The following is a 17,852-nucleotide window of genomic DNA, read 5'->3' on the forward strand; positions in this document are numbered from 1 at the left end:
TCTCGGTTTAATATTCACTTATAAGTTCTAGTTCTGTTTTAAAAGTAAGCATTTTATCTGCAAACTTTTTGCGAGACTCCAGTTCGAAAAAATCGTGGTCTTCCTTGTAAAATTGCTGTAGTAAATCAGCATTAGCTGTTTCAAATTGAATTGAATAGGTAATGCCTCCCATATCTTCATCAACTAGAACTTTGACCATTCGAGCTTTATTGAATTTCTTTGTATTGAGAATGCCAGGGATGTAGAATTCTTTGGTCCATGCCATCCATGCATCGTGTACACTTTCGTGAATGTTTATGGTGATATTGTAAATAATCATAAGGTCTATTTTGGGTTAGGCAAAGATAAAAAAAGCACCAAATGTCTTTTTAGGATTTGGTGCTTTTCATATACTTATACGCGTGGTGTAAAATTAATCAATAATATCAAATCCTGTGTACGGTCTTAAGACCTCAGGTATCACAATTCCTTCAGGAGTTTGATAGTTCTCTAAAATCCCAGCCAATACACGTGGTAAGGCCAATGAACTTCCATTTAAAGTATGAGCCAATTGACTTTTACCTTCTTTATCTTTAAAACGCAATTTCAAGCGATTTGCCTGAAATGTTTCAAAGTTAGATACGGAACTAATCTCCAACCATCTGTCTTGAGCTGTTGAGAAGACCTCGAAATCATACGTTAAGGCAGAGGTGAACCCCATATCACCACCACACAATCTCAAAATCCTATAAGGTAATTTTAATTCGTGTAATAATTCTTGTACGTGTTCCACCATACCGTCTAATGCCTCGTAAGAACGATCGGGGTGCTCAATGCGTACGATTTCTACTTTGTCAAATTGGTGTAAGCGGTTTAACCCTCTTACGTGTGCACCATAGGATCCTGCTTCTCTACGGAAACAAGGCGTATAACCTGTACAAAGTACCGGGAAATCGCTTTCTTGTAAAATCACGTCTCTGAACATATTGGTGATAGGCACTTCAGCTGTTGGAATTAAATACAAATCATCTACGCCAATGTGATACATCTGTCCTTCTTTATCAGGTAATTGTCCTGTTCCAAATCCAGAGGCTTCATTGATTACATGTGGTACTTGATATTCTTTATACCCTGCTGCTGTATTCTTGTCCAAAAAGTAAGAGATTAAAGCACGTTGTAAACGAGCTCCCTTACCTTTATATACGGGGAAACCAGCCCCAGTAATTTTATTTCCTAATTCGAAATCAATTAGATCGTATTTCTTTGCCAATTCCCAGTGAGGTAAAGCTCCTTCGTGTAACGTAGGAATCGCTCCGTGTTGATGTACGGTGATGTTGTCTTCTGCGTCTTTCCCTGCAGGTACAATATCCGTTGGCACGTTCGGAATCGTATATAATTTTTCCGTTAACGCAGCAGAAACCTGGTTTAATTGCTCTGTTAATTCTTTACTTTGTTCGCGTAAATTTGATGTTTTTTCTTTGATGAGTTCTGCTTTTGCTTTTTCTCCACTCTTCATTAACTCGCCAATACTTTTGGATAGCTTGTTGGATTCTGCTAAGACATTGTCTAATTCAACTTGTGTTGCTCTTCTTTTTTCATCCAAAGCAATCACCTCGTTTAGCACTTCCGTAACATCAAGATTTCTTTTCGCCAAGCCTTTAATGACTTGTTCTTGATTCTCTCTAATAAAAGCTATCTGTAACATAGTATAAATAATAGTTTAAGATAACAAAGTTAGAAAATACTTTTTTATTATTCGTCTTTTTGTTGTATTTCATCTTGATTCTTGATTATAAAACGACAAAAAAGAGAAACAGAAGTCGATTTTTCCTTGGATTGCACTCCGTGTACTCGAGGTGTTGGTTTTTTTAAAGAATCGAAAACATACCACAGTATAGGAATTCACAACGTATCGTTTTCTTTTTCTTGGGATTACCACTCAAAATGGGGGATAAACTAAAAAAATAATAGTTTGCTAAAATATAGTAGTTAGTTCAACTAATATTTTATTTTTGCTTATTATTCAGATTTGAAACGAAATTAGTACAATGGAAATATTGATTAAACTTTCTCAATTCTTATTGAGTTTATCCTTTTTAATTATTTTACATGAGTTAGGGCATTTTATCCCCGCTAAATTATTTAAAACTCGTGTAGAAAAATTCTACCTCTTCTTTGACGTTAAATTTTCTTTGTTTAAAAAGAAAATCGGAGATACAGTATATGGTATCGGATGGTTGCCTTTAGGAGGATATGTGAAAATCTCAGGTATGGTGAATGAGAGTATAGAGACCGAACAATTGAACAGTGAGCCACAACCGTGGGAATTTCGTTCAAAACCAGCTTGGCAACGATTGATTATTATGTTAGGTGGGGTGACAGTGAACTTTATTTTAGCTTTTGTGATTTATATTGGAATGACGTATGCGTATGGAGATTTGTATATCTCTAACAAAGATATGGATCACGGAGTTTGGGTGCAGTCGCCAATTTTACAAGAAGCAGGAATGAAAAATGGCGATAAAATTGTTGCTGTAGACGGAAGGGAAATTGACCGTTTTAATGATGTAGGCTACGCTATTATGATGGGGCATCAAGTAGAAGTTGAGCGTAATGGTGCAAAAGAGAATATTGATCTACCAGTTAATTTACTTGGACAAATGAGTGATGGGAATAAAGGAGGACTTGTCGCTTTGCGAGTGCCATTTGTGGTAGTTGCTTTTAGTGAAGAAGGGGATCAAACCAATGCTCAGGTGCTACAGTTGAAAGACCAAGTAAAAAGTGTTAATGGTGTAAATACGCCATTTGTGGATCAAGTGCAAGCGGTTTTAGCTGAAAATAAAGGTAAGGTTGTACCTGCTGTAATTGAAAGAGACGGGAAAGAATTGACGGTTGATCTAAAAATTGATCAAGACGGGAAATTAAACCTTTTCTACGCTCCAGTTTTAACCATAGATACACTTGAGAAAATGGGATTATACCATATTAGTCAAGTAAAATACTCTTTAGGGGAGTCTGTTACAGTAGGAATAAATAAAGGAGTTGAAAAAGTGGGAGGCTATTTTGATCAATTAAAGAAAATAGTGAAGCCCGAAACAGGAGCGTACAAAGGAGTAGGTGGATTCAAAGCGATTTACGATATCTTCCCTTCAGTGTGGAGTTGGGAGTATTTCTGGAATATCACCGCTTTGTTGTCCATTATGTTGGGTGTAATGAACTTATTGCCAATTCCTGCTTTAGATGGAGGACATGTAATGTTTTTGTTATACGAAATGATTACAGGAAGAAAACCAAGTGATAAGTTTTTAGAAAACGCGCAAATGGTTGGTTTCTTTATACTTATAGGATTGTTATTGTTTGCAAACGGAAATGATATTTACAAGGCCATCTTCAAGTAAATAAAAAATAAAGCGGATGTGTTTGCAGAAATAAAAAATCATGTTATCTTTGCACTGCATTTAAGGTAAGATACCTTCCTCCTTAGCTCAGTTGGTTAGAGCATCTGACTGTTAATCAGAGGGTCCTTGGTTCGAGCCCAAGAGGGGGAGCAAAAAAAAGCCTGACAATTTCTTGTCAGGCTTTTTTGTTTGTATATGTTACGCAATCAGTCCTTGTAGAATAGTTCTATAATTCAATTAACTAGAACAAGTGAGGTGATTATTGTAAGATATGGTTCTAAAAAAACCCGCCTAGTAGGCAGGTTCTTTTTATGTTTTTTATTAGTCTATAATCGCAAAATCTTTTGTTGTATTTGCTTTAGCATCTTGTACGTTCAATACATTGCCTTGAGCATCTCTAATGATAACAATAACCCTTAGATTAGACTCGTTTGCCAATTTGTAGGTAGATGAAAAACGCTCTGCTACAAAGATATTCCCTTTCTTCGATTGAGCAGAAGGAATCGATAACCCAGTTATTGCTGGAGTAGCTCCTTTTAATACAGCATGGTGAAGATAGTTAGCTCCAATTCCCGCTTGTGAATGTTGTACATCATCTTCTACAATATAATAATCCATAGTTAAACCTTCATAATCTTGAGAAAATGCAATTTCAGCTTCTGCATAGCCAGCTGTAGCACTTAATACAGAGTTTAGCTTGATACCAATTGTCGATGTTTTTTCAACTAATGTCATTGGGTGGTTTTGCCCTGCTACTGTTGTCATTGTTCTAGTATCCCATTCTGCTTTTCCATTAATTACAATAAATGGTGCCCAACGCTGTCCTTGTGTTTCTGGATCATTTACTACTTTAGTATTGTAATAATCAAATAAAGGATGTACAAATCGTGTAATTGTAAATGGATCTGGTCCTGGAATACTAATGTGAATTCCAACAGCTACTATACTTGAATAATCTACTGGATAGCCATTGCCGTTATAGGTATGGTTCTCTAATTTTTCAAGTGCTCGGATTGCACTAGCACATGGAGGACATTGAACGCCTGTAAAGTCTTCCATTAAGACACGGTGTTGATATTTTAACTCGCCAATTGGCACTACAGGAACTTCGTCTTTGAATACCTTAATTGTAACCGTATTACTGTCTTTGTAACCTTCTTTTTTTGCCATTACAGCATAGGTACCCTCTGTTGTGAAAGTATAAGTGCTCTCTGTGATTGCTTGATTGTCAATATAAAGCATTGCATCAGCTAAAGTGTTTCCGTCTCCTGTTACTTTAAATGTTATTGCTGTGTTTTCCAATACTCTTAATTCTCCTAGAGCTTCTAGTACAAGTGTTTTTACCTTGTCTTTTTCTCCTCCTTGTCCTTTGTCTTTTTTTGTTCCACCGTCGTCACTGCTACATGAAGTAAAAGCAAACAATAGAACTAGAGAAGAAAGAAGAACCTTTGTTAAAGCTGCTAATTTGTTCTGTTTCATAAAATAATTTGTTAAAGTTGTTTTTGTAAAAATAAATATAAATTTCGGTTAATTAAAAGTTAAATATAGGTTTTTTTTTCTATTTTTGAACTTTACAACTAAAATTAAAAAATTATGAAAGCGTTTTATGCATTTATTTTATTGTTTGTTTTTTCTGGTGCTGCCGCACAACAAAAGGACTTACCCTCAGTAACTCTTACTGATTTAGACGGTAAGAAAATTGATTTTGCTTCTTTTGCAAAGGAAGAAAAACCAGTTATTGTGAGCTTTTGGGCTACTTGGTGCGGACCATGTCTGAAAGAGTTGGCCGCAATTCACGATGTATATGATGAATGGCAAAAAGAAACAGGGGTAAAATTAATTGCGGTGTCTATTGATGATGCTAAATCAGTAAAACGTGTAAAACCATTGGTTAATGGTAAAGGATGGGATTATACGGTTCTGTTGGATACAAATCACGATTTAAAAAGAGCGATGAATGTGGTAAATGTGCCTTTTACAGCTGTTATATATAAAGGTAAGGTTGTATACAAACACACGAGTTATACACCAGGAGTTGAGAAGGAATTAATTAAGCAAGTGAAAGCTGCAATGAAGTAAAAGGATGAAAAAAGTATTTTTTACATTATGTGGGTTAGTGATGTTCTTGGGAGCAAAAGCACAAGTCCGTGTCGGTTTTGAGAATAATTCACAATGGTATGTTGACGACAAGAAAATTAAAATCGATGAGTTTGAAGCAGAAGATCGCTTTCGAACAAATTCATACTTAAAGGCTGATTATGATTGGAAAAACTGGAGTTTTGGTGCTCAATTGGAAGGGTATGAACCCAAAGCAATCTTGAACTATTCTCCAGAGTATAAAGGTTTCGATATTGGTGCTATTTATGCGCGCTACAACAATAGAGAATTGGGGTTGGATGTTACAGCTGGACACTTTTACGATCAGTTTGGTAGTGGATTGTTATTCCGTGCGTGGGAAGATCGACAGATTGGGATTAACAATGCCATTTTGGGATTGAATGTAAAATACAATCTATTGGATCATATTAACCTGACCGTATTAGGAGGTAAACAACGCATCGGAATGGGATTTGATTTGTCAGATTCTTACGTTTTTGGTGGTAATGCGGAAGTTGATGTAGCGGAGTTTTTTAAATTTGAAGAATTTGGACTTCAAGCCGGGTTAAGTTATTTAGGGAAGGTAGAAAAAGATAAAGATTATATTGAAGAAATGAACCAAAATCTAAGCAAAATGCAGCATGCGTTTTCTGGAAGAGTAGGTTTTGATTACAAGAATTTCTTTGGAGAAATCGAGTACGTGTACAAGGGGAAAGACGCATTGGTAGAGTCTGGAGTTAAAGGAAATACAAAACAAGATGGAAATGCTTTGTTATTTAATGGAGGATATGCGGCAAAGGGAACTAGTTTTAGTTTTAACTTGAGAAGACTCGAAAACATGGCTTTTTATTCTGATAGAGTGTTAACAGCTAATGTTTACAATAGAGGAGTTTTGAACTATGTTCCCGCTTTGACTAAACAATACGATTATTCGTTACAGAATATCTATGTGTATCAAGCGCAGTATTTGTTGAGCACTTTTGAAACGCAAGAGAAAATCGGAGAAATTGGCGGGCAGTTTGATTTTTACCATAATTTTGAGAAGGGATCTACTTTTGGTGGAAAGTATGGAACTAATGTAGTTATCAACGGATCGTACTGGGCTGGGTTAAAACCAGAGCTTGTTGAATATGAAGATGAACGTCAAATCGTAAAAACGGGATTTTTGGATTTTGGAGATAAATACTACCATGACTTTGGTGTTGAAGTGCGTAAAAAATGGAGTAACAACTGGTCTTCTATTTTTATGTACTTGAACCAATCTTATAACCAAAAGGCTTTAGAGAGTTTGTTTGAAACAATCAAAACGAATATTGTTAGTGCGGAAGCGACGTACCAGTTTATGGGAGATAAGTCTGTGCGTTTAGAAGCACAGCATTTATGGACGAAAGAAGATAAGAAAAACTGGATGGCTGGAACTTTAGAATTTGCTTATAATGCGAATTGGTCAGTTTTTGTAAGCGACATGTATAACTATGGTAATGACATCGAAATCGAAGATGAAGAAGGTAATATTACGAAAAACCGTATTCATTATTATAATATAGGTGCTAGTTTCACGAAAGGTACTACTCGTGTTTCTGCTAGTTATGGAAGACAACGTGGTGGATTACTTTGTGTAGGTGGAATTTGTCGTTATGTATCAGAAGCAGCTGGGTTAACATTTGGAATCACAACATCATTTTAAAATTTTTAATTTTAGAATTATTATTTTGTTTTTGTATAAAAAGGAGAGCTTAGGCTCTCCTTTTTTTTCTCCTTATATATAGGAGAGATAAAAACCTCTCCTTTCCCTTTATTTTTACAGTTGCCTTCTTTTTTCTGATTAAAAACAAAGGGTTTCTCTTTAGGTTCTTTTTAGGTGCCTGTTCATTTAGCTCGAGAGTTCTTCGACTTTCCTTGGAGTATCCAAGGAAAAAGGGTGTTTTTGTCGAGGGAATGTCCAAGGAAAGTCCACTGAAAGTCGATTTTAGTCAAAGTGCCCTTAAACTAAACTTCAACTGAACCCTATATAAAGTAGAACACGAACCCTTTTTTTTTAGCTATTCAGCGAGTTGTAACCCGATTTTAGCATTATTTTTCTTTTCTCCTCTATATAGGTGTAGGAGGTAAAAAAAGCTAAATGTTTGAAAATGAATACAAAACCAAAATCCCTTGAAAAGTGCTCAAAAAAGAGATAAAGCATCGTTTTGGTTCAAAATAACTAAATGAGACTGTGTAGACGTAAAAACTCAGCAAAAAAGCAAAAAAACTTCAAGGTGTAAAAGGTAGCATAATAGCAAGTTGCGAATAAAGGTGTAAAATCATTGCAAAAAAAGCAATAAATAATTTGGAAGTGGCAAAAAAGGTGCTACTTTTGCATCCGCATTAAACAAGCAGACGTTCATAGAAAAGCAGAGGAAAAGACGACAGATTGGTTCAGAAATATTTTTCAAAAATAAATTTGGATTAATGAAATAAAGAGTCTTATCTTTGCAGTCCGCTTCAGTAAATACTGAGGATTGGCAAAAAGGGAAGAAAAATTTTTTCTCAAAAAGTTTTGCTAGTTCAAATAAAGTTTTTACTTTTGCACTCGCTTTAGTAACCGACTGGTTGACGAGGGATACAGAAAAAAATCAAATTTTTTTGTCAAATCGAAAAAGTTTTTTACTTTTGCACTCGCTTCGAAAATCAAGTAGTAGCGAGATTGAAACACGATCATAGACATATTGGACAACAGCATACAAAATAAAGAGAGTAAGGTGATTTTAGGATCACGAATAAACTAGCTAACTTTTTACAATATTAAAAATATACGATGAAGAGTTTGATCCTGGCTCAGGATGAACGCTAGCGGCAGGCCTAACACATGCAAGTCGAGGGGTATAGAGAGCTTGCTTTCTAGAGACCGGCGGATGGGTGAGTAACGCGTATGCAACCTACCTTTCACAGAGGAATAGCCCGGAGAAATTCGGATTAATGCTTCATGGTTTAATTGGATGGCATCATTTGATTAATAAAGATTTATCGGTGAAAGATGGGCATGCGTATCATTAGCTAGTTGGTGTGGTAACGGCATACCAAGGCGACGATGATTAGGGGTCCTGAGAGGGAGATCCCCCACACTGGTACTGAGACACGGACCAGACTCCTACGGGAGGCAGCAGTGAGGAATATTGGTCAATGGAGGCAACTCTGAACCAGCCATGCCGCGTGCAGGATGACGGTCCTATGGATTGTAAACTGCTTTTGTACGGGAAGAAATGTATCTACGTGTAGATATTTGACGGTACCGTAAGAATAAGGATCGGCTAACTCCGTGCCAGCAGCCGCGGTAATACGGAGGATCCGAGCGTTATCCGGAATTATTGGGTTTAAAGGGTTCGTAGGCGGTTTAGTAAGTCAGTGGTGAAATCTTACAGCTTAACTGTAAAATTGCCGTTGATACTGCTAGACTTGAATAGTATGGAAGTAATTAGAATATGTAGTGTAGCGGTGAAATGCTTAGATATTACATGGAATACCAATTGCGAAGGCAGATTACTACATACTTATTGACGCTGATGAACGAAAGCGTGGGTAGCGAACAGGATTAGATACCCTGGTAGTCCACGCCGTAAACGATGGATACTAGCTGTTCGGTTTTCGGACTGAGTGGCTAAGCGAAAGTGATAAGTATCCCACCTGGGGAGTACGTTCGCAAGAATGAAACTCAAAGGAATTGACGGGGGCCCGCACAAGCGGTGGAGCATGTGGTTTAATTCGATGATACGCGAGGAACCTTACCAGGGCTTAAATGTAGATTGACAGGTTTAGAGATAGACTTTCCTTCGGGCAATTTACAAGGTGCTGCATGGTTGTCGTCAGCTCGTGCCGTGAGGTGTCAGGTTAAGTCCTATAACGAGCGCAACCCCTATTGTTAGTTGCCAGCGGGTCATGCCGGGAACTCTAACAAGACTGCCGGTGCAAACCGCGAGGAAGGTGGGGATGACGTCAAATCATCACGGCCCTTACGTCCTGGGCTACACACGTGCTACAATGGCCAGTACAGAAAGCAGCTACCAGGCAACTGGATGCGAATCTCAAAAACTGGTCTCAGTTCGGATTGGAGTCTGCAACTCGACTCCATGAAGCTGGAATCGCTAGTAATCGGATATCAGCCATGATCCGGTGAATACGTTCCCGGGCCTTGTACACACCGCCCGTCAAGCCATGGAAGCCGGGGGTACCTGAAGTCGGTCGCCGCAAGGAGCTGCCTAGGGTAAAACTGGTAACTAGGGCTAAGTCGTAACAAGGTAGCCGTACCGGAAGGTGCGGCTGGAACACCTCCTTTCTAGAGAAAAAAAGAGGTTGGTTTATTTACTCTCGCTGTTTGTTCAAATATAAAATAAGTAATATACAGAGTCTCGTAGCTCAGCTGGTTAGAGTACTACACTGATAATGTAGGGGTCGGCAGTTCGAGTCTGCCCGGGACTACTAAGTATTACAAAGGAAATTCTAGGGGTTAGTTAAACCGTTGAAAGTTACTGTTAACCGTAAACTGTTAGCTGTTGACCTAAAAACGGGGGATTAGCTCAGCTGGCTAGAGCGCCTGCCTTGCACGCAGGAGGTCATCGGTTCGACTCCGATATTCTCCACCAGGACTACGGTCCAAAACGATCATTGACATATTGTAACGACAAATACAGTTAGATAGTAATTTAATATTATTATTTAATAAAAATTTTATAGAAAGTACGATTCGAAAGAATTGTAAGCACATAAGCAAAATAAGGGCGTATGGGGAATGCCTAGGCTCTCAGAGGCGAGGAAGGACGTGATAAGCTGCGAAAAGCTACGGGGATTGGCACACACGATTTGATCCGTAGATATCCGAATGGGGCAACCCACTATGTTGAAGACATAGTATCCGAATAGGAGGCGAACCTGCTGAACTGAAACATCTAAGTAGGCAGAGGAGAAGAAAACAAAAGTGATTCCGCTAGTAGTGGCGAGCGAACGCGGAATAGCCCAAACCAATGTTGTTACGGCAATATTGGGGTTGTAGGACCACGACATTTCTTGCGGATTGAATTAGAATTACCTGGAAAGGTAAACCGAAGAGGGTGATAGTCCCGTATAAGTAAGAGAAGATAAGGATAGTGGTATCCTGAGTAGGTCGGGGCACGTGAAACCCTGATTGAAACTGGCGGGACCATCCGCTAAGGCTAAATACTCCTGAGAGACCGATAGTGAACCAGTACCGTGAGGGAAAGGTGAAAAGAACCGTGAATAACGGAGTGAAATAGATCCTGAAACCATACGCCTACAAGCGGTCGGAGCCCCTTTGTGGGGTGACGGCGTGCCTTTTGCATAATGAGCCTACGAGTTACCGTTGCTGGCAAGGATAAGTGATTAAGTCATGGATCCGTAGCGAAAGCGAGTCTTAATAGGGCGCTTTAGTCAGTAGTGGTAGACGCGAAACCGTGTGATCTACCCATGGGCAGGTTGAAGTTTAGGTAACACTAAATGGAGGACCGAACCGTTTAACGCTGAAAAGTTTTCGGATGACCTGTGGGTAGGGGTGAAAGGCCAATCAAACTCGGAAATAGCTCGTACTCCCCGAAATGCATTTAGGTGCAGCGATGATCATAGTTACTTAGAGGTAGAGCTACTGATTGGATGCGGGGGCTTCACCGCCTACCAATTCCTGACAAACTCCGAATGCTAATTAATGATAATCATCAGTGAGGGCATGGGTGCTAAGGTCCATGTCCGAGAGGGAAAGAACCCAGACCATCAGTTAAGGTCCCCAAATGTATACTAAGTTGAAAAAACGCGGTTTGATTGCCCAGACAGCTAGGATGTTGGCTTGGAAGCAGCCATTCATTTAAAGAGTGCGTAACAGCTCACTAGTCGAGCGATCGAGCATGGATAATAATCGGGCATAAGTATACTACCGAAGCTATGGATTTACGTTTTAAACGTGAGTGGTAGGGGAGCATTCTATCGACGTAGAAGCCGTACTGTGAGGTATGGTGGAGTTTATAGAAAAGAAAATGTAGGCATAAGTAACGATAAGGGGTGCGAGAAACACCCCCGCCGTAAGACTAAGGTTTCCTGAGCTATGCTAATCAGCTTAGGGTTAGTCGGGACCTAAGGCACACCCGAAGGGGGACGTCGATGGCCAACGGGTTAATATTCCCGTACTACTAATAATTGTGATGGAGTGACACAGTGATGAAAGCACCGCGAACTGACGGAATAGTTCGTTGAAGCACGTACCTATATCAGCTATAGTAAAATGCGTAGTTGATGGAGAAATGCGATAGTACTCAGCGTTTTCGAACAACGAGATAGTGTGCCTAAGGGCTGTCAAGAAAAGCTTCTAAACTTAGATTATTAGTACCCGTACCGTAAACCGACACAGGTAGTCGAGGAGAGTATCCTAAGGCGCTCGAGAGATTCATGGCTAAGGAACTAGGCAAAATAGACCTGTAACTTCGGGAGAAAGGTCGCCAGCGCAAGCTGGCCGCAGTGAAAAGGTCCAGGCGACTGTTTATCAAAAACACAGGGCTCTGCAAAATCGTAAGATGAGGTATAGGGCCTGACACCTGCCCGGTGCTGGAAGGTTAAGAGGAGATGTTATTCGCAAGAAGAAGCATTGAATTGAAGCCCCAGTAAACGGCGGCCGTAACTATAACGGTCCTAAGGTAGCGAAATTCCTTGTCGGGTAAGTTCCGACCTGCACGAATGGTGTAACGATCTGGACACTGTCTCAGCCATGAGCTCGGTGAAATTGTAGTATCGGTGAAGATGCCGATTACCCGCAGTGGGACGAAAAGACCCTGTGCACCTTTACTATAGCTTAGTATTGTTCTTGGATAAGTGATGTGTAGGATAGGTGGGAGACTTCGATCCTGCGTCGCCAGGCGTAGGTTAGTCATTGTTGAAATACCACCCTTTGCTTATTTGAGATCTAACTCTGCGTTGCAGAGGACATTGCTTGGTGGGTAGTTTGACTGGGGTGGTCGCCTCCAAAAGAGTAACGGAGGCTTCTAAAGGTTCCCTCAGCACGCTTGGTAACCGTGCGTAGAGTGCAATGGCATAAGGGAGCTTGACTGGGAGACTAACAAGTCGATCAGGTACGAAAGTAGAGCATAGTGATCCGGTGGTTCCGCATGGAAGGGCCATCGCTCAAAGGATAAAAGGTACGCCGGGGATAACAGGCTGATCTCCCCCAAGAGCTCATATCGACGGGGGGGTTTGGCACCTCGATGTCGGCTCGTCACATCCTGGGGCTGGAGAAGGTCCCAAGGGTTGGGCTGTTCGCCCATTAAAGTGGCACGCGAGCTGGGTTCAGAACGTCGTGAGACAGTTCGGTCTCTATCTACTGTGGGCGTTAGAAATTTGAGTGGATCTGATTCTAGTACGAGAGGACCGAATTGGACCAACCTCTAGTGCATCTGTTGTCTCGCCAGGGGCATCGCAGAGTAGCTACGTTGGGCAGGGATAAGCGCTGAAAGCATATAAGTGCGAAACCCACCACAAGATGAGATTTCTTTAAAGGGCCGTTGAAGATGACAACGTTGATAGGCTATAGATGTAAAGGCAGTAATGTCATAGTCGAGTAGTACTAATAGCCCGTAAGCTTATGTGTATCTCCCTCTACCTTGTGTAGAGGGAGGGCAACTTTCTAAAAAAAGTAAGTATTTGTTACGTTATAATATACAATATTAGTTATAGGATCCTTTTTAGGAATTTATAACAACCGCTTTAGGGTGGTTATTGCGGCGGGGCTCACCTCTTTCCATTTCGAACAGAGAAGTTAAGCCCGCTAGCGCAGATGGTACTGCCTCACGGTGGGAGAGTATGTCGTCGCCCTTCTTTTAAAAAGCCTGATTACGTTAGTAGTCAGGCTTTTTTGTTTTATGCTTTTTTGGGAGTTGATTGTTGTGGGTTGATGGTTGGGAGTTGATTGTTGTGAAGATGGTTCGCCTTTTTTTGGTGGTGGTTGATTGTCTTCCAAGATCAAAAAGCTTAAACGGCTTCTATTGTCTTTTACAAGCTTAAATGTTGATTTTAGACTTTTACAGGGATTATTTGTTTTGTATCAAACAAGTAGGTCGGAAGCTAAAAAAAGCCCTTAAAAGGGCTAGTATTTGATGTTATTGGTTTACTTCTAAGTCTTGTGTCTTGTTTATAATGTCTGACATGGCATATCCTTTTCGGAATAAGTAGGCCTGAAATTTTTGTTTTTTCTTTTGTATATCTTGATCGGTTAATTGATTCCATTTGTTCTCGCTAACGCGATCAAACGTTTGGTAGTATTCTTCATCACTGATTTCCGTTAGTGCAATTGTAATTAATCGACTATTGATATTTTTGAATTTTAATTCGGCGGTGATTCTATTCTTTCCCCAAGCACTTAATCGGTGTTTTCCTCTTACAAAGCTTTTTGCAAAGCGCTCTTCATTTAGAAAGTTGTGTTCGATAAGGTGTACGATGATTTCATCGTGTATTTGAGGCGTTATACGCAATGAAAATAACTTGTTGACTACTTCTGAGTGACAACGGTCTTGATAGGCGCAATAGTGCTCTAATTTGCGTTTAGCATCATCAAAAGAAAGGTAGGTAGAATCTTGATTCAAAGTAGTAGTTTTTTACAAAGATAATCATCCAAATGAAAGTACGTAACGATCAAATGGAGCTTTCATTGCAGTAGAATTATATTTGTCAAATAAATTGAATATGTCCGTTTCGTTTTGTAGTTTTCAGATAAGAAAAATAACAAATGAAATTATGAGTATTAACAGAAGTTTTTTAGTAGAATTACAACACGAATTAAGTAGTACAAAAAAGATTATTGCTTGTGTACCTACAGATAAATGGGATTGGAAACCCCATGTAAAATCGATGAGTTTAGGAGATTTGTCAAAGCATATTGTAGAATTGATTATCTGGACAGAAATAATTACCCAACAAGAGAGTTTAAATTTTCATACGGATTATAAGCCTTTAGAGGCTAAAACAACGGAGGATTTGCTGCAGTTAATTGACTTGTATGAGCAACGCGTTGTAAAGGCTGTAGAATTGATGACAGAGGAGCAATGGATGGAAACTTGGGCGTTGAAAGCAGGAGAGCATACGATCATGGAGATGCCTAAGGTTGGTGCGAACCGCTTTGTAGTGAATAATCACATCTACCACCATAGAGGTCAATTATCCGTTTATTTGCGTTTGCTTGATATTCCAATTCCTGGAATGTATGGGCCATCTGCAGATGATGCGAAATAGATGTCGGTTGACAGATTACGGTAATTGATTTTAGAATAGAAAAGATAGTAAATAAAAAAGCCTAACTAAAAAGTTAGGCTTTTTTCGTACCCGGAGTGGGAATCGAACCCACACTCCTAGGAACACGAGTTTGAGTCGTGCGCGTCTACCAATTCCGCCATCCGGGCATTTGGTGTTGAATTGTGAGTGCAAATTTACAGAAAAAAATAAGCTATCAAAGAAAAAAAGCAAAAAAAACGTTTTAGTCAATTAATATTTTATAAATTTGCATCGCTGAATTACTATAAGGAAGCACTAACTAACAACATAACAACTAATTAGAAAAAATGTTAAATCCTGAATCAGAAGCAAAAATTTTTGCTTGCTCGCAAAGTATTGAATTAGCGGAGAAGATAGCAAAAGAATATGGTATAGAATTGGGTAAAGTGACGTTATCACATTACAGTGATGGTGAATTTCAACCCTCTTTTGAAGAATCAATTCGAGGAAGACGAGTTTTCCTAGTGTGTTCTACGTTTCCAACATCGGATAACTTAATGGAATTATTGTTAATGTGCGATGCTGCTAAAAGAGCATCAGCAAGACATATTACAGCAGTAATCCCTTACTTCGGATGGGCTAGACAGGATAGAAAAGACAAACCAAGGGTTCCGATTGGAGCTAAATTAGTAGCGAAGTTATTAGAATCAGCTGGTGCAACTAGAATCATGACCATGGATTTACATGCAGATCAAATCCAAGGATTCTTTGAAAAACCAGTGGATCATTTATATGCATCGACGATATTTTTACCATACGTGAAGAGTTTAAATATTGAGAATTTAACGATTGCATCTCCAGACATGGGAGGTTCGAAACGCGCGTATGCTTATTCTAAGTTTTTAGATTCGGATGTAGTCATCTGCTATAAACAAAGAAGACAAGCCAATATCATCGAGAAGATGGAGCTTATTGGTGATGTTACAGGGCGTAACGTAATCCTAGTTGACGATATGATTGATACTGGAGGAACGTTAGCGAAAGCGGCTGATATGATGTTAGAAAGAGGAGCGTTAAGTGTTCGTGCAATTTGTACACACGCTATCTTATCAGGAAGCGCTTACGAGAAGATCGAAGAGTCTTCCTTAACTGAATTAATCGTTACAGATTCAATTCCGTTAAAAAAACCATGTACTAAAATTAAAGTACTTAGTTGTGCTCCTTTGTTTGCAGAAACAATGCACAACGTGCAATCGAATTTATCGATTAGCAAAACATTCGTAATGTAAATTATTAATATTAAATATTTAAAGTAATGAAATCAATTACAATTAAAGGATCAGAAAGAGAAAGCGTAGGTAAAGTGTCTACTAAAGCCTTACGTAATGCTGGAATGGTTCCTTGCGTAGTATACGGAGGAGAACAATCAGCAATCCACTTCACAGCAGAAGAGAAAGCATTTAAAAGTTTAGTTTACACTCCTAATGTACACACGGTTGTGATTGAATTAGACGGTGGTAAAAAAATCAATGCAATTTTACAAGACATTCAGTTCCACCCAGTATCTGATAAAATCTTACACATCGATTTCTACCAATTATTCGACGATAAAGAAATCACGTTAGAAGTGCCTATTAAAGTTTCAGGAAACTCTAAAGGAGTTATGGCTGGGGGTGTATTAAACATCAACAACCGTAAATTAAAAGTTAAAGCTTTACCAGCTAACTTACCTGACTTCGTAGAGGTGAATATCTCTAACTTAGAAATGGGGAACAAATTATACGTTACTGATATTACAACAGACAACTATAAATTATTACACCCAGATAACACGGTAGTTTGTCAAGTGAGAATTTCTCGTGCAGCGATGAAAGCAGCTCAAGAAGCAGCGAAAGCAGCGAAAGCTCCTACAAAGAAAAAATAATTTTAGCTTATCTATATTATTGGAAAGCGCCTGTATTTTTACAGGCGCTTTTTTTATTTGTCCAAAATAACTTTTGCAATGGCTTGGCTTTGCGTTATTTTTGTACCTTGAAAATTAGTAACATAGTACAATGAAAAAGTTTTTAATTGTTGGTTTAGGAAATATTGGTGCTGAATATATTCATACCCGTCATAATATTGGATTTAAAGTTGTCGATCAGGTAGCTCGTGATTTGGGTGGAGAATGGCAAACGGTAAAATTGGGAAGCTTAGCCGAGGTTAAGGTAAAAGGAAGAACCCTGATATTGCTGAAACCTAATACTTATATGAATTTAAGCGGTAAGGCCGTTCAATATTGGATGCAGAAAGAGAATATCCCCTTAGAAAATATTCTAGTAGTAACGGATGACTTAAATATTCCCTTTGGTACGATTCGAATCAAAGCGAAAGGATCAGATGGAGGACACAATGGATTAAAGAGTATTCAGGCAGTACTTGCCAACACAAATTACCCTCGTTTCCGATTTGGTATTAGCGACGAATTTAAGAAAGGACAGCAAGTAGATTACGTATTGGGGGAATGGTCAGAGGAAGAAAGAGTAAAGCTCGTAGAGCGTCTAGAAACGTCTTCTAAGGCTATTCAAGAGTTTGCTTTAGGCGGATTGAATAATGCCATGAATATGTATAATGCTAAATAGTAAATAGCTATTGATGTAATGAAGAAAATTGCAGGAACCTCTCGCCTAATTTTAAGAGAACTTCATCCAAGCGATGCAAATTCCTTTTTTGAATTGAATGCCAATCCCAATGTGATTCGTTATACGGGCAATGCTGCTTTTAAAGATGTAGCAGAAGCAACTGAATTTTTGGAGCATTATAGCGATTATAAAGAAAATGGATATGGAAGATGGGCTGTTGTTTTAAAGGATTCTGGTCGATTTGTCGGTTGGTGTGGGTTGAAGTTTGATGAAGAAACCCAGCAAACGGATATTGGATTTCGCTTTTTCGAAGCAGAATGGGGCAAGGGATATGCAACAGAAAGTGCTGAAGCTTGTTTGCAACTAGGATTTGATGCGTTCGCACTGGATTGTATCATTGGAAGAGCGATGAAAGCCAATAGAGCCTCTATACGCGTTTTAGAAAAACTAGGACTTACCTACGAGAAGGATATACTATTAGATGGCGCAGATGCAGTCTTATATAAAATAAAGAAATAAAAAA

General features: G+C 39.0%; 12 protein-coding genes, 4 tRNA genes and 3 rRNA genes. 14 read left to right on the top strand and 5 right to left on the bottom strand.

The window, feature by feature from the left end; genetic code table 11:
* Positions 1 to 7: 7 nt before the first annotated feature.
* Entirely contained in the window at positions 8 to 319 is a 312-nt protein-coding gene (locus FBR08_RS06975; protein ID WP_158962072.1) for a DUF4286 family protein, read from the bottom strand.
* 93 nt (positions 320 to 412) lie between these two features.
* The gene (gene serS / locus FBR08_RS06980; protein ID WP_158962073.1) at positions 413 to 1,684 is read right to left on the bottom strand and encodes a serine--tRNA ligase; all 1,272 of its coding nucleotides are present in this window, start codon (positions 1,682 to 1,684) and stop codon (positions 413 to 415) included.
* A 343-nt stretch (positions 1,685 to 2,027) separates the two neighbouring features.
* Between serS and rseP the strand changes: the two genes are divergently transcribed.
* Both rseP and FBR08_RS06990 read left to right on the top strand, forming a co-directional pair.
* Complete coding sequence (gene rseP / locus FBR08_RS06985) at positions 2,028 to 3,377, top strand: RIP metalloprotease RseP (protein WP_158962074.1); 1,350 nt, start codon at positions 2,028 to 2,030, stop codon at positions 3,375 to 3,377.
* Positions 3,378 to 3,453: 76 nt separating this feature from the next.
* A tRNA-Asn gene (locus FBR08_RS06990) sits at positions 3,454 to 3,527 on the top strand.
* Positions 3,528 to 3,698: 171 nt separating this feature from the next.
* Here FBR08_RS06990 and FBR08_RS06995 read toward each other — a convergent pair.
* Positions 3,699 to 4,856 (bottom strand): Omp28-related outer membrane protein, encoded by a 1,158-nt coding sequence (locus FBR08_RS06995; RefSeq protein WP_158962075.1) that lies wholly within the window; start codon positions 4,854 to 4,856, stop codon positions 3,699 to 3,701.
* A 114-nt stretch (positions 4,857 to 4,970) separates the two neighbouring features.
* On the opposite strand from FBR08_RS06995, the gene FBR08_RS07000 reads away from it, so the two are divergent.
* The 7 genes from FBR08_RS07000 (at position 4,971) to rrf (ending at position 13,319) form a co-directional block, all read left to right on the top strand.
* Positions 4,971 to 5,456, top strand: coding sequence for a TlpA family protein disulfide reductase (locus FBR08_RS07000; protein ID WP_158962076.1), 486 nt, complete (start codon positions 4,971 to 4,973; stop codon positions 5,454 to 5,456).
* 4 nt (positions 5,457 to 5,460) lie between these two features.
* Positions 5,461 to 7,161 carry a DUF6029 family protein gene (locus FBR08_RS07005; RefSeq protein WP_158962077.1) on the top strand — a complete coding sequence of 567 codons (1,701 nt, stop codon included), beginning with the start codon at positions 5,461 to 5,463 and terminating at the stop codon, positions 7,159 to 7,161.
* Positions 7,162 to 8,268: 1,107 nt separating this feature from the next.
* Positions 8,269 to 9,786 (top strand): 16S ribosomal RNA (locus FBR08_RS07010).
* A 69-nt stretch (positions 9,787 to 9,855) separates the two neighbouring features.
* Positions 9,856 to 9,929 (top strand) — tRNA-Ile (locus FBR08_RS07015).
* 87 nt (positions 9,930 to 10,016) lie between these two features.
* Positions 10,017 to 10,093, top strand: a tRNA-Ala gene (locus FBR08_RS07020).
* 118 nt (positions 10,094 to 10,211) lie between these two features.
* Positions 10,212 to 13,092: ribosomal RNA gene (locus tag FBR08_RS07025) — 23S ribosomal RNA — on the top strand.
* 117 nt (positions 13,093 to 13,209) lie between these two features.
* Positions 13,210 to 13,319 (top strand): 5S ribosomal RNA (gene rrf / locus FBR08_RS07030).
* The 16S, 23S and 5S rRNA genes sit together here with 2 tRNA genes alongside, the layout of an rRNA operon.
* A 281-nt stretch (positions 13,320 to 13,600) precedes the next feature.
* Here the strand turns inward: rrf and FBR08_RS07035 are convergent.
* Positions 13,601 to 14,083, bottom strand: coding sequence for a regulatory protein RecX (locus FBR08_RS07035; RefSeq protein ID WP_158962078.1), 483 nt, complete (start codon positions 14,081 to 14,083; stop codon positions 13,601 to 13,603).
* Between the two features lie 151 nt (positions 14,084 to 14,234).
* On the opposite strand from FBR08_RS07035, the gene FBR08_RS07040 reads away from it, so the two are divergent.
* Positions 14,235 to 14,729, top strand: a complete 495-nt coding sequence (locus tag FBR08_RS07040) for a DinB family protein (RefSeq protein WP_158962079.1) — start codon at positions 14,235 to 14,237, stop codon at positions 14,727 to 14,729.
* A gap of 87 nt (positions 14,730 to 14,816) precedes the next feature.
* Here the strand turns inward: FBR08_RS07040 and FBR08_RS07045 are convergent.
* Positions 14,817 to 14,896 (bottom strand) — tRNA-Leu (locus tag FBR08_RS07045).
* Positions 14,897 to 15,055: 159 nt separating this feature from the next.
* Here FBR08_RS07045 and FBR08_RS07050 point away from each other — a divergent pair.
* From FBR08_RS07050 to FBR08_RS07065, 4 genes are all read left to right on the top strand, one after another.
* Entirely contained in the window at positions 15,056 to 15,997 is a 942-nt protein-coding gene (locus FBR08_RS07050; protein ID WP_158962080.1) for a ribose-phosphate pyrophosphokinase, read from the top strand.
* A 26-nt stretch (positions 15,998 to 16,023) separates the two neighbouring features.
* Positions 16,024 to 16,632, top strand: coding sequence for a 50S ribosomal protein L25/general stress protein Ctc (locus FBR08_RS07055; RefSeq protein WP_158962081.1), 609 nt, complete (start codon positions 16,024 to 16,026; stop codon positions 16,630 to 16,632).
* Between the two features lie 130 nt (positions 16,633 to 16,762).
* Positions 16,763 to 17,329 carry an aminoacyl-tRNA hydrolase gene (pth, locus tag FBR08_RS07060; protein WP_158962082.1) on the top strand — a complete coding sequence of 189 codons (567 nt, stop codon included), beginning with the start codon at positions 16,763 to 16,765 and terminating at the stop codon, positions 17,327 to 17,329.
* A gap of 18 nt (positions 17,330 to 17,347) precedes the next feature.
* Positions 17,348 to 17,848 carry a GNAT family N-acetyltransferase gene (locus FBR08_RS07065; protein WP_158962083.1) on the top strand — a complete coding sequence of 167 codons (501 nt, stop codon included), beginning with the start codon at positions 17,348 to 17,350 and terminating at the stop codon, positions 17,846 to 17,848.
* Positions 17,849 to 17,852: the final 4 nt, after the last annotated feature.

Source organism: Myroides fluvii (genome assembly GCF_009792295.1).
Classification (GTDB): domain Bacteria; phylum Bacteroidota; class Bacteroidia; order Flavobacteriales; family Flavobacteriaceae; genus Flavobacterium; species Flavobacterium fluvii_A.